A 12,478-nucleotide genomic window follows, 5' to 3' on the forward strand; every position below is an offset into this window, starting at 1 on the left:
GGGATCCGCACGCCGATTCTGTCGCCGGCGCCGAGCCCGGCGAGATGCATTTCCCGGCCGGCAGCGCGGACGGCCGCCAGCAGTTGGGCATAGCTCAGCGACTCCCGGCCGTCGTCGAGGGCCGACGCGTCCGGGTGCCGGTCCGCCGTGTCCTGGAGGATGTCAATCAGCGTCCTTGCCGGGGGAGTTGCCGCAGACCCGGCCAGCTGCGGCTGGTAGCGGGTCCCGGGGCGGCCGCCGGTTGCAAGGCTGATGCTGTGTTGCTCGGTCACCCGTGCAGTGTGCCGGGACAAGATGAACAGAAAGTGTCCAGGTTTGCCATGTGTCCACTCGTTGTTGGCAAGGCGTTAAACAGGCATTCAGCAAACGTGCTCCGCCGGAAGCGGATGACCTAGGGAATCAGGACGACCTTGCCGGTGGTGCGGCGCCCTTCGAGGTCCCGGTGCGCCTGGGCGGCCTCCGCCAGCGGGTACTGGCCGCCGACCCGGACCTTGAGGCTGCCGTCGGCAGCGGCAGCGAAAATTTCGTCCGAACGCCAGCGCCGTTCCGCGGCATCCTGCAAATAGTGGGCCATGGTGGGCCTGGTCAGGAACAGTGAACCCCCTGCATTCAGACGCTGCGGATCCACCGGCGGGACGGGGCCGGAGGCTGCGCCGAACAGGGCAAGCATGCCCCGCACGCGAAGGGCCCGAAGCGAACCGTCAAACGTGTCCTTGCCCACGCCGTCATAAACCACGTCAACGCCCTTGCCGTCGGTGAGGTCCCGTACGGCGTTGTCGAAGCCGTCATACCGCAGAACGTGGTCCGCGCCGGCGCCGAGCGCCAGGTCTTCCTTCTCGTCAGTGGAAACAGTAGTGATGACCTGTGCGCCCTTGGCCTTGAGGAGCTGGATGAGCAGCAGGCCCACCCCGCCTGCGCCGGCGTGCAGCAGGACGTTGTGCCCGGCTTGTACCTTGAAGGTGGAATTGACCAGGTAATGGGCCGTCAGGCCCTGCAGCGGAAGGGCGGCTGCTGTGGCATCGTCAAGTCCCTCCGGCACGGGCAAGGCTTTATCAGCGTCCACCAGGGCATAGCCGGCGTAGCAGTCCTGGCCCTCCGCCGTGGCTATGCGGTCCCCCTCGGCGAAGTCCGTAACCCCTTCGCCAAGCCCCACAACCGTACCTGCAGCTTCAGAGCCCGGTATGAAGGGATACGGGACCTTGTACACGCCGCTGCGCTTGTACGTATCGATGAAGTTAACCCCCGCTGCCGCTACCTTAACCAGCAGCTGTCCGGGACCGGGAGCGGGGCGCTCAACCGGTACAAAGGAGAGTACTTCGGGACCACCGGCTTGCCCGGCGACTATGGCGTGCGTCATGGATTCCTTCCGCGGGCCGGAGTTTCCTTGCCCGGTCCACCCATCCTAGGCTTCAGGGATAGAGCGGGGGCGTCCTCCTGCAGAGTGTGTCCCGCACCAGCCGCCACGAAGAACGTATGCATAAATATCGGACATAGTGAATAAGTTTGCTGTAAGGTGGAAGCCATGACTATTTCTGTTGCAGTCTCAGGCGCCAGTGGCTACGCCGGGGGAGAGGTGCTGCGCCTGCTCGCGGGCCACCCGGACGTGACCATCGGAGCAATCACCGCGCACAGCAACGCGGGTTCGCGCCTGGGCGAGCTGCAGCCCCACCTGCACGGACTTGCCAGCCGGATCCTTGAGGACACCACCGTGGAGAACCTTTCCGGCCACGACGTCGTCTTCCTCGCCCTGCCCCACGGCGCCTCCGCGGACATCGCTGCCCAGCTTCCGGAAGGGACAGTGGTGATCGACGCCGGCGCCGACCACCGCCTGCAGGACCCCGCGGCATGGGAAAAATTCTACGGTTCGGCACACGCGGGCGCCTGGCCCTACGGACTGCCCGAACTGCCCGGCCAGCGTGAAGCCCTCAAGGGTGCCAGCCGGATTGCCGTGCCGGGCTGCTACCCGACGTCGGCGCTGCTGGCCCTTGCACCCGGGTTCGCCGCCAACCTCCTCCAGCCTGACGACGTCGTTATCGTTTCCGCCTCCGGCACCTCCGGTGCCGGCAAGGCAGCGAAGGTCAACCTCATCGGTGCCGAGGTGATGGGATCCATGAGCCCCTACGGCGTAGGCGGCGGCCACCGGCACACCCCCGAGATCGAACAGGGCCTGTCCAACGCGGCAGGGGAACAGGTGACCGTTTCCTTCACCCCTACCTTGGCACCCATGAGCCGCGGGATCCTCACCACGGCAACGGCTAAGGTACGGCCGCAGGCACTAGGCAGTACTACCGCAGAACAGTTGCGCAAGGCCTGGACCGACGCCTACGAGAACGAGCCCTTTGTCCACGTCCTTCCGGAGGGCCAGTGGCCCGCCACCAAGTCCGTACAGGGGTCCAACCACGCCGCCATGCAGCTGGCCTTCGACCCCCACACCGGCCGGGTGATTGTCACCTGCGCCATCGACAACCTCACCAAGGGGACCGCCGGCGGCGCTGTCCAGTCCATGAACATCGCACTCGGCCTGGCTGAAACGGCCGGCCTCGACCTGCAGGGAGTAGCCCCGTGACCATTACAGCACCCCGTGGATTCCGGGCCGCCGGCGTTACCGCCGGGCTCAAGGCCTCCGGCAACCCGGACCTTGCCCTGGTGGTCAACGACGGGCCCGCCAAAGCAGCCGCCGCCGTATTCACCAGCAACCGCGTGGCTGCTGCCCCCGTCCACTGGTCCCGCCAGGTGGTTTCGGACGGCCGGGTGGATGCCGTGGTCCTCAATTCCGGCGGCGCCAACGCCTGCACCGGGCCCACCGGCTTCCAGAACACCCACAGCACGGCAGAAAAGGTGGCAGAGGTACTGGGCATCTCGGCCACCGACGTTTTTGTCTGCTCCACCGGCCTGATCGGCGAACAGCTGCCCATGGACAAGATCCTTCCCGGCGTGGAGACCGCCGCCGCAGCCCTGAGCACCGACGGCGGACCTGCTGCGGCCACGGCCATCATGACCACCGATTCGGTGCCCAAGGCCGCCCTGTTCATCGGCACCGACTCAGACGGCCAGGAATTCAGCATCGGCGGCATCGCGAAGGGCGCCGGCATGCTGGCACCGGGCCTCGCCACCATGCTGGTGGTCCTCACCACGGACGCCGCGGTGGAACCGGAAATGCTCGACGTCGTCCTCCGCGACTCAACCCGCGTCACTTTTGACCGGGCCGACTCCGACGGCTGCATGTCCACCAATGACACGGTGGTCCTGCTGGCCTCCGGTGCCTCCGGCGCCGTGCCGTCCGCCGAAGCCTTCGGCGCCGGCCTGACCCAGGTGTGCGCCGAGCTGGCCCGGAAGCTGATAGCGGACGCCGAGGGTGCCAGCCACGATATCGCCATCCGCACCTTCAACGCCGCCAGCGAAGCTGATGCCGTAACCGTCAGCCGCTCAGTGGCACGGTCCAACCTCTTCAAGGCCGCCATCTTCGGCAAGGACCCCAACTGGGGCCGAGTGCTTTCCGCTGTCGGCACCACCAACGCCGCTTTCGAACCGGACCAGTTGAACGTGGCCATCAACGGCGTCCAGATCTGCCGCAGCGGCAGCATCGGTGACGACCGCAGCCTGGTGGACCTGGAGCCGCGCGAGGTGCACGTGGAAATCGACCTGCAGGCCGGCGACGCCGAGGCCACCATCTGGACGAATGACCTCACCCACGACTACGTGCACGAAAACAGCGCGTACTCCAGCTAGGAGCCCCCGCGCCCCCGGCTAAACCGTTGCGGAAAGTGACAGCATGAACACCCAGACGCGTGAAACCACCAGCATGTCCGACGCCCAGGATAAGGCAGCAACCCTGATTGAGGCCCTGCCCTGGATCCAGCGGTTCGCCGGCACCATCATGGTGGTCAAGTACGGCGGCAACGCCATGGTCAACGACGATCTCCGCCGCGCCTTTGCCGAGGACATCGTGTTCCTCCACCACGTGGGCATCCACCCGGTGGTTGTCCACGGTGGCGGCCCCCAGATCAACTCCATGCTCGGCAGGCTCGGCATCGAGTCCGAATTCAAGGGCGGCCTGCGCGTGACCACCCCTGAAGCCATGGACGTGGTCCGAATGGTCCTCACCGGCCAGGTGGGACGCGAACTGGTGGGCCTGATCAACTCCCACGGCCCCTACGCGGTGGGCATGTCCGGCGAAGACGGCGGCCTGCTGCGCGCTGTCCGGACCGGGACCGTGGTTGACGGCGAAGAAGTGGACCTCGGGCTGGTTGGCGAAGTGGTGGGCGTCGACCCCGCCGGCATCGTGGACATCCTTGAAGCCGGCCGCATCCCTGTGATCTCCACGGTTGCCCCGGAGATCGTGGACGGAGGAGACGGCGTAGCCGGCACGGCGCGCTTCCAGCCCACGGGCCAGGTCCTGAACGTCAACGCGGACACCGCGGCGGCGGCCGTCGCCTCGGCACTGGGCGCCTCCAAGCTGGTGATCCTGACCGACGTCGAAGGCCTGTACGCCAATTGGCCGGACAAGTCCTCCCTGATCTCCTCCCTCACGGCCTCGGAGCTTCGGGACATGCTGCCCAGGCTCGAATCGGGGATGATCCCCAAGATGGCCGCCTGCCTCAAGGCCATCGATGAGGGAGTGGAACGCGCGCACATCGTGGACGGGCGACTGCCCCATTCCATGCTTCTTGAAACATTCACGACGGCGGGCATTGGCACGCAGGTAGTCCCGGACGAGGAGATCAACGGATGAATACGATGGAGAAGTCATCGGTGACGGAACTGGTGGAGACCAAGGGCCACGCCGGATCCGAGTGGCTGGCCCGTTACTCCACGTCACTCATGGGGGTATTCGGCACACCGCAGCGCGTCCTGGTCCGCGGTGCAGGCTGCCTGGTCTGGGACGCCGACGGCAAGGAGTACCTGGACCTGCTGGGCGGAATCGCCGTCAACGCGCTGGGCCATGCCAACCCGTTCGTCACGTCTGTCATCTCCAGCCAGCTGGCCACCCTAGGCCATGTCTCCAACTTCTTCACCAGCCCAACACAGATTGCGCTGGCCGAAAAGCTCCTTGAGCTCACCAGTTCGCCTGCCGGTTCCAAGGTGTTCTTCACCAACTCCGGCACCGAGGCCAACGAGGCCGCCTTCAAGCTGGCCCGCCGCAATTCCGGTGGCAGCGGGACGAAGCGGACCAAAATCATTGCCCTCGAAGGCGCCTTCCACGGCCGCACCATGGGTGCGCTGGCCCTCACGGCCAAGGAGGCCTACCGGGCGCCGTTCGAGCCGCTGCCCGGCGGTGTGGTGCACATCCCGTTTGGCGACGTCACGGCGCTCAAGGACGCTGTTGACGAAACCGTGTCCGCAGTCTTCCTCGAGCCGATCCAGGGCGAAGCGGGCGTACGTCCCCTGCCGCCCGGCTACCTCCGGGCAGCACGGGAGCTGACCGCCCGGGTGGGCGCCCTGCTGATCCTTGATGAGGTGCAGACCGGCATCGGCCGCACCGGTAAGTGGCTTGCCAGCGAGGACTCCGGAATCATGCCCGATGCGGTCACGCTCGCCAAGGGCCTGGGTGGCGGTTTTCCGATCGGAGCGCTGGTCACCTTCGGCGCCGGAACGTCGTCATTGTTGGCTGCGGGCCAGCACGGCACCACGTTCGGCGGCAACCCGGTGGCGACGGCGGCTGCCCTCGCCACCCTGCACGCAATTGAAAGCCAGGACGTTTTGGCGAACGTGGCAAAGGTCGGGGAGCACCTCCGCTCCGCGCTGGCAGCACTCCCCGGCGTCGCCGAAGTCCGGGGCGAAGGCCTGCTGATCGGCTTCGACCTGGACGCGGACGTAGCCCCGGCAGTGGTGCAGGCAGGCCTTGACGCCGGCTTCATCATCAATAGCCCCGGTCCCCGCACCATCCGCCTGGCGCCGCCGCTGGTCCTCACCATCGCCCAGGCGGACTCCTTCCTGGCCGCCTTCCCGGCCATCCTCCAGACAGCTAAGGACGCCCAGTGACTTACGTACCCAGCGCCACCCGGCATTTCCTCAAGGACACGGACCTGAGCCCTGCCGAGCAGGCCGAGGTCCTGGACCTTGCCGTCCGCATGAAAGCGGACCCGTACAGCGTCCAGCCCTTCGCTGCCGGGGGCAGCGGCCGGAAAACCGTGGCCGTGATTTTCGACAAGACGTCCACCCGGACCCGGGTCTCGTTCGCCACCGGAATCGCGGACATGGGCGGCAACGCCCTGATTATCAACCCGGGTGAGGCCCAGATCGGCCACAAGGAGTCAGTGGAGGACACTGCCAAGGTCCTGGAACGGATGGTGTCCACCATCGTCTGGCGGACCGGGCCGCACGCCGGCCTCGTGGCGATGGCCGATAACTCCAGCGTCCCCGTGATCAATGCGCTGTGCGACGACTACCACCCGTGCCAGTTGCTCGCGGACCTGCTGGCAGTGAAGGAGCATAAGGGCGACCTCAAGGGCCTCACCATGAGCTACCTCGGGGACGCCGCCAACAACATGGCCAATTCCTACCTGCTGGCAGGCGTGACGGCCGGCATGCACGTCCGGATCGCGGGGCCCGAAGGCTACCTCCCGGCCCAGGACATTGTGGCCGAAGCCGAAGAGCGCGCCGCGCAGACCGGCGGCTCGGTGCTGATCACCACCGACGCCGCGGCAGCCTTGAAGGGCGCCGACGTGGTCGCTACCGACACGTGGGTGTCCATGGGCCAGGAAGCGGAAAAGGAAGCCCGGCTGCAGCTGTTCCGAGGGTACTCCGTGGACGAGGCGGCCATGGCACAGGCTGCGGAAGACGCCGTCGTGCTTCATTGCCTGCCGGCCTACCGCGGCTACGAGATCTCCGCAGGCGTCATCGACGGGCCGCAGTCCATCGTCTGGGACGAGGCCGAGAACCGGCTGCACGCCCAGAAGGCCCTGATGGCCTGGCTGATGCACCAGTCCGGCCTTGCCCTCGTCGACGGCCTGGCACCCGCCGGCGCGGCAGCCGGCAGCATGGCAGCCGGGGAAGACATCCAGTAGTGTCCGCCCAACCGGCGGCGCCGGGCTCCAGTCCGGCCACCAAGACAGCCCGGCAGGCGCGCATCACCGCGATCCTGACGGGGGAGTCCGTGCGTTCCCAGGCGGAACTGGCGGCCCTGCTGGCGGACGACGGCGTGCAGGTCACCCAGGCGACGCTGTCCCGGGATCTCGTGGAACTCGGCGCTGTCCGGGTCCGCGGCAAGGAGGGCGTGCTGGTGTACGCCGTCCCGGGCGAGGGCGGGGAACGGGCCGCCAAGAGCGGGGTGAGCCAGGAAATTTTGGACGCCCGGCTGGCCCGGTTGTGCAGCGAACTCCTGGTCACCGCGGAGGCTTCGGCCAACATCGCCGTGCTCCGCACCCCGCCGGGCGCCGCCAACTTCCTCGCCCTGGCGATCGATCACTCGGTGATGCCGTCCATCCTGGGGACCATCGCGGGCGACGACACGGTACTGCTCGTCTCCCGCGACCCGCAGGGCGGCCAGGACCTCGCCGCCAGGTTCCTGCAGCTGGCTGAAGAAGCCGGGCAATAAGCTTGAAGACAACATCCACAAATCCCAATTACAAGGAGCATCTCCGTGACTGAACGCATTGTGCTGGCCTACTCCGGCGGCCTGGACACCTCAGTAGCCATCGGCTGGATCGGTGAAGCCACCGGCGCCGAGGTCATCGCCGTGGCGGTCGACGTTGGACAGGGCGGCGAGTCCCTGGAAACCATCCGCCAACGTGCCCTGGGCTGCGGAGCCGTCGAAGCCTACGTGGCCGACGCCTCCGACGAGTTCGCCAACGAGTACTGCATGCCCACGCTGAAGGCCAACGGCCTCTACCAGGGCCACTACCCGCTGGTTTCCGCCATCTCCCGCCCCGTCATCGTCAAGCACCTCGTCAAGGCTGCCCGCGAATTCGGTGCCACCACCGTTGCGCATGGCTGCACCGGCAAGGGCAACGACCAGGTCCGCTTCGAAGTAGGCATCCATACCCTTGGGCCGGATTTGAAGTGCATCGCCCCCGTCCGCGACCTCGCCCTCACCCGCGACAAGGCCATCGCCTTCGCCGAGGAAAAGGGCCTGCCGATCGAGACCACCAAGAAGAACCCGTACTCGATCGACCAGAACGTCTGGGGCCGCGCCGTGGAAACCGGCTACCTCGAGGACATCTGGAACGCCCCCACCAAGGACATCTACGACTACACCGCCACCCCGGAGTTCCCGCCGGCACCGGATGAGGTCACCATCTCCTTCGAGGCCGGAGTGCCGGTAGCGATCGACGGCGTGAAGGTCACCCCGCTGCAGGCCATCAAGGAACTCAACCGCCGTGCCGGCGCCCAGGGCGTGGGCCGCATCGACGTCGTCGAGGACCGCCTCGTGGGCATCAAGTCCCGCGAAATCTACGAGGCCCCGGGTGCCATGGCGCTGATCACGGCCCACAAGCACCTGGAGGACATCACTGTTGAGCGCGAGCAGGCCCGCTTTAAGGCCACCGTTGGCCAGCGCTGGTCCGAGCTGGTCTACGACGGCCAGTGGTTCTCCCCGCTGAAGCGCTCCCTGGACGCCTTCATCGAGGACACCCAGAAGTACGTCTCCGGCGACATCCGCATGACCCTGCACGGCGGCCAGGCAATCGTTAACGGCCGCCGCTCCGACACGTCGCTCTACGACTTCAACCTCGCCACCTACGACACCGGCGACACCTTCGACCAGTCCATGGCCAGGGGCTTCATCGAGTTGTGGGGCATGTCCGCCAAGGTGGCCTCCGGCCGCGACATCCGGGTCGCAGGAAAGTAGCCTCTGTGGTTGAGCCTGTCAAAACCCCAAAAGCTGAGGCTACAAACACAGGCGCGTTGTGGGGCGGCCGGTTCGCCGGCGGCCCCGCCGATGCCCTGGCGGCGCTGAGCAAGTCCACGCACTTCGACTGGCGGCTCGCACGCTACGACATCGCCGGTTCCATGGCTCACGCGCGTGTGCTGCATAAGGCCGGCCTGCTGGACGACGCCGAGCTGGAAGGCATGCTGGCAGCCCTCACCCGGCTGGACGAGGACGTTGCTTCGGGCGCCTATGTGCCGGCCGAATCCGACGAGGACGTGCACGGCTCGCTCGAACGCGGCCTGATCGAGCGTGCCGGAACCCAACTGGGCGGCAAGCTCCGCGCAGGCCGTTCCCGCAACGACCAGGTGGCCACACTGGGGCGCATGTTCCTGCGCGACCACGCCCGGATCATCGCCCGCGGCGTCCTGGCCACCGTGGACGCGCTCGTGGAACAGGCCAAGGCCCACCACGGCGTTGCCATGCCGGGACGGACCCACCTGCAGCACGCCCAGCCCGTGCTGCTCAGCCACCACCTCCTGGCCCACGCCTGGGCGCTGCTGCGCGACGTGCAGCGGCTCCAGGACTGGGACAAGCGGGCCGGTGTTTCGCCGTACGGTTCCGGTGCCCTGGCTGGGTCGTCGCTGGGGCTGGACCCGGAAGCGGTGGCGGCCGACCTTGGGTTCTTCTCCGCGTCGCACAACTCGATCGACGGCACCGCCTCCCGCGACGTCTTCGCCGAGTTCGCGTGGGTATGCTCCATGATCGGCGTGGACCTTTCGCGGGTGTCCGAGGAGGTCATCCTCTGGGCCACCAAGGAGTTCTCCTTCGTCACGCTGCACGATTCCTACTCCACCGGATCGTCCATCATGCCGCAGAAGAAGAACCCGGACGTGGCAGAACTGGCCCGCGGCAAGGCAGGGCGCCTGATCGGCAACCTGACCGGGCTCCTGGCAACGCTCAAGGGCCTGCCGCTGGCGTACAACCGCGACCTCCAGGAGGACAAGGAGCCGGTGTTTGATGCCGCCGACACCCTGGAACTGCTGCTCCCGGCTGTCTCGGGCATGATCGCGACGCTGAAGTTCAATACCGAACGGATGGAAAGGCTGGCGCCGCAGGGCTTCGCACTGGCCACGGACATTGCCGAATGGCTGGTCCGGCAGGGCGTTCCCTTCCGCGAGGCACACGAACTCTCCGGCGCAGCCGTCAAGCAGGCGGAATCCCGCGGCGTTGAGCTCTGGGACCTGACGGATGAGGAATACACAACCATCTCCCGCCACCTCACGCCGGAGGTCCGCACGGTCCTGTCCACGGAGGGCTCCCTCAACAGCCGCAACTCCCAGGGCGGCACGGCACCGGCCGCCGTCGAACGCCAGCTGATAGCGCTGGAAGCTGAACTCGCGGGCGTACGGGAGTACGCCGGTTAACCCATCCTCCCGCGCATATGGGCCCACGCCGGCAGGGTTCCCTGGCCGAGCTTGCGAGGTTAGGGTGCCGGTGGAGACTTAGTGCTGCTTTTTGGCCCGACGCTCTCTCACTTTCTTCAGGAAAGTGAGAAAGCGTTGCCGGTTTTCACGCAGCAACTGAGAGAGCGTCGGGCGTTGACGTGGGTGGCTCACAGCTACCATGGCGCCATGAGCGACTCCTTCCGCCAGCAACTCCGCGCGCTGCCCGACTTCCCTGACGTCCTGCCTGAATTCGACCCCGGCAACGCCCCGGCGGACCCCGCGGAACTCTTCCGGCAGTGGCTGGACGAGGCCTTGGCCGCGGGGGAGCGCCAGCCGCACGCCTGCAGCCTTGCCACTGCCGACGTCAGCGGCCAGCCGTCGTCGAGGATGCTGATCCTGAAGAACATCGACGACGACGGCTGGCACTTCGCGACGTCCCGCACCTCACGCAAGGGCAGGGAGCTCAGAGCCAACCCCCACGCCGCCCTCAACTTCTACTGGCCGGCGCTGGGCCGGCAAGTCAGGGTTGCGGGACCTGTGGTTGAACTGTCGGCCGCGGCTTCGGCGCGGGATTGGGCGGAGCGGCCCCGTGCGGATGGCAGCAGCAACCCGGTCTGGCAGCTCTACGCGGTCCAGCCCACTGAGTACGAATTCTGGCAGGCCAGCAACGACGGCGAGCACGTCCGGCACCGCCTCGGGCCCGGCGGCCTTCCCCGGCGCTAGGATGGGCGCCATGACAGCTCCCGCACCCGAAGTCCTGCTCGCCGGGCTCCACAAAGCCGCTGATGTCGTTGCCTCCGATGTCGCCAAGCTCAGTGACGAGGACGTGAAGGCTCCGTCCGCTTTGCCCGGCTGGACGCGGGGCCACGTGCTGGCCCATCTCACCGGCATCAGCAACGCCATGGCCAGGCAGCTCGAGTACGCGGCGCGCGGCGAAACCATCGAGCTGTACGACGGCGGCATGCACGGCCGGAACAAGGCCATCGACATGGCTGCCGGCCACGATGCCGCCACCCACCTTGCAGACTTGACCGCGGCCCTTCAACGGGCTATTACTACTTTTGATGTGCTGCCCGGCATCAAGGATTCGTCCGCCCACCGCACGGGCTGGTACGCACCCATCAGCTACCGCGGGGGAGTTGTCCTGGACGGCGGCCTGGCGCTCTGGCGGGAACTCGTTATCCATACATCCGACCTGCTGACGGGCAGGGGACCGGAAACGTGGAGCCGGGAGTTCTGCGAGCACCTGTTCGACTTCCTCGCAGCCCGCGTCCAGCCCGACGACAAACTGGTGCTGCAGCCTCTGGGCTTTCCGCCGGTGAGCATCGGCAGCGGCAACAGGTCCACCGTGATCAGCGGGATGATCACGGATATTGCGGCCTGGCTGGCCGGGCGCGAACCCACGCTGGGCAGCCTGCGTGCATCCGCGGCGGCCGACGGCGTGGACCTGCCGGCCCTGCTGCCGTGGCCCGCCGGAACCCCAACGCCGAAGCAGGACTAACGTCTCACACCAGGATCAGGCGGCTTCGCGTGCCAGCAGGCTCTTCTTGATGGCAAGCCCCCAGCGGAATCCGCCCAGTGAGCCGTCGGTCCTGATGACGCGGTGGCAGGGCACAAACAGGGCCGCCGCGTTGAAGGCGCAGGCGCTGGCTGCCGCCCTGACAGCCTTGGGGTTACCCGCCAGCCCGGCATACTCGGTGTACGTGACGGGGAGTCCAGGCGTGACCAGGCGCAGCACGTCCCAGGCGTGGACACGGAACGGCCCGGACTTCTGCCGCACAGCGACATTCATAGCAGGGGCAGGATCGCCTTCGTAGAAGGCTTCGACGGCGGCGGAGATCTCGCCAAGGTTGCTGACCAGTTCCAGGGTGGCGGGCCGCAGGGTCGGGTGGATCTGCCCCGTCAGGTCCCCGGGCTTTTCGGTCCAGCCGCTGGAAAGGACCACCCCGTCCTGGGCGAGGATGGTGAACGGGCCGTCCGGAGTGGACATCTGAAGCAACTGAGCCTTCATCGGATCGCCTTCTCTGATGTTCTGCTGCCTGCTATGGGCATGTCCGTCCTTGTGCCTTGGGGCGTGCCGGCAGCGGAGTGTGCTGCCGCCCGCCATAAATGCATGGTGGCGTAGGAGCGCCAGGGGCTGACCTCGCGGAAGTCCGGGCTGGGAGTCCCGGCCCTTCCGGAAGCATGGCTGTGGTCATCCTGAGGCGGGTCCAGGGCTTTTATC

The 12,478-nt window shown here is 67.1% G+C and carries 13 protein-coding genes and 1 pseudogene; 10 read left to right on the forward strand and 4 right to left on the reverse strand.

What is annotated here, in order from left to right; all coding sequences use genetic code 11:
* A partial coding sequence (locus AC5RWX_RS24160) for a hypothetical protein (protein WP_494098827.1) occupies nucleotides 1-272 on the reverse strand: 272 nt, incomplete at its 3' end.
* Between the two features lie 119 nt (nucleotides 273-391).
* Nucleotides 392-1,357 carry a quinone oxidoreductase family protein gene (locus tag AC5RWX_RS24165; protein ID WP_494098828.1) on the reverse strand — a complete coding sequence of 322 codons (966 nt, stop codon included), beginning with the start codon at nucleotides 1,355-1,357 and terminating at the stop codon, nucleotides 392-394.
* 165 nt (nucleotides 1,358-1,522) lie between these two features.
* Between AC5RWX_RS24165 and argC the strand changes: the two genes are divergently transcribed.
* The 10 genes from argC (at nucleotide 1,523) to AC5RWX_RS24215 (ending at nucleotide 11,755) form a co-directional block, all read left to right on the forward strand.
* Nucleotides 1,523-2,566, forward strand: a complete 1,044-nt coding sequence (gene argC / locus AC5RWX_RS24170) for an N-acetyl-gamma-glutamyl-phosphate reductase (RefSeq protein ID WP_494098829.1) — start codon at nucleotides 1,523-1,525, stop codon at nucleotides 2,564-2,566.
* On the forward strand, nucleotides 2,563-3,729 hold the full coding sequence (gene argJ, locus AC5RWX_RS24175; RefSeq protein WP_494098830.1) for a bifunctional glutamate N-acetyltransferase/amino-acid acetyltransferase ArgJ: 1,167 nt from the start codon (nucleotides 2,563-2,565) through the stop codon (nucleotides 3,727-3,729). The genes argC and argJ overlap by 4 nt, the downstream gene beginning before the upstream one ends.
* Before the next feature lie 43 nt (nucleotides 3,730-3,772).
* Nucleotides 3,773-4,732: an acetylglutamate kinase gene (gene argB, locus AC5RWX_RS24180; RefSeq protein ID WP_493955034.1), complete on the forward strand. Its 960-nt coding sequence runs from the start codon at nucleotides 3,773-3,775 to the stop codon at nucleotides 4,730-4,732.
* The gene (locus AC5RWX_RS24185; protein ID WP_494098831.1) at nucleotides 4,729-5,982 is read left to right on the forward strand and encodes an acetylornithine transaminase; all 1,254 of its coding nucleotides are present in this window, start codon (nucleotides 4,729-4,731) and stop codon (nucleotides 5,980-5,982) included. The genes argB and AC5RWX_RS24185 overlap by 4 nt, the downstream gene beginning before the upstream one ends.
* On the forward strand, nucleotides 5,979-7,007 hold the full coding sequence (gene argF / locus AC5RWX_RS24190; RefSeq protein WP_494098832.1) for an ornithine carbamoyltransferase: 1,029 nt from the start codon (nucleotides 5,979-5,981) through the stop codon (nucleotides 7,005-7,007). The genes AC5RWX_RS24185 and argF overlap by 4 nt, the downstream gene beginning before the upstream one ends.
* A complete protein-coding gene (locus AC5RWX_RS24195) occupies nucleotides 7,007-7,537 on the forward strand; it encodes an arginine repressor (RefSeq protein WP_494098833.1) in 531 nt (176 codons plus the stop codon). The genes argF and AC5RWX_RS24195 overlap by 1 nt, the downstream gene beginning before the upstream one ends.
* Before the next feature lie 45 nt (nucleotides 7,538-7,582).
* Nucleotides 7,583-8,788, forward strand: a complete 1,206-nt coding sequence (locus AC5RWX_RS24200; RefSeq protein WP_494098834.1) for an argininosuccinate synthase — start codon at nucleotides 7,583-7,585, stop codon at nucleotides 8,786-8,788.
* A gap of 5 nt (nucleotides 8,789-8,793) precedes the next feature.
* A complete protein-coding gene (argH, locus tag AC5RWX_RS24205) occupies nucleotides 8,794-10,233 on the forward strand; it encodes an argininosuccinate lyase (RefSeq protein WP_494098835.1) in 1,440 nt (479 codons plus the stop codon).
* 207 nt (nucleotides 10,234-10,440) lie between these two features.
* Complete coding sequence (locus AC5RWX_RS24210) at nucleotides 10,441-10,977, forward strand: pyridoxine/pyridoxamine 5'-phosphate oxidase (RefSeq protein ID WP_494098836.1); 537 nt, start codon at nucleotides 10,441-10,443, stop codon at nucleotides 10,975-10,977.
* A gap of 10 nt (nucleotides 10,978-10,987) precedes the next feature.
* Nucleotides 10,988-11,755, forward strand: coding sequence for a maleylpyruvate isomerase family mycothiol-dependent enzyme (locus AC5RWX_RS24215; RefSeq protein ID WP_494098837.1), 768 nt, complete (start codon nucleotides 10,988-10,990; stop codon nucleotides 11,753-11,755).
* Between the two features lie 15 nt (nucleotides 11,756-11,770).
* On the opposite strand, the gene AC5RWX_RS24220 is transcribed toward AC5RWX_RS24215, so the two are convergent.
* Nucleotides 11,771-12,265, reverse strand: coding sequence for a methylated-DNA--[protein]-cysteine S-methyltransferase (locus tag AC5RWX_RS24220; protein WP_494098838.1), 495 nt, complete (start codon nucleotides 12,263-12,265; stop codon nucleotides 11,771-11,773).
* Nucleotides 12,262-12,478: pseudogene (locus AC5RWX_RS24225) on the reverse strand (hypothetical protein); the annotation flags it as partial. The gene AC5RWX_RS24220 and the pseudogene AC5RWX_RS24225, both read right to left, overlap by 4 nt.

The organism is Arthrobacter sp. SPT-J7 (assembly GCF_059089965.1).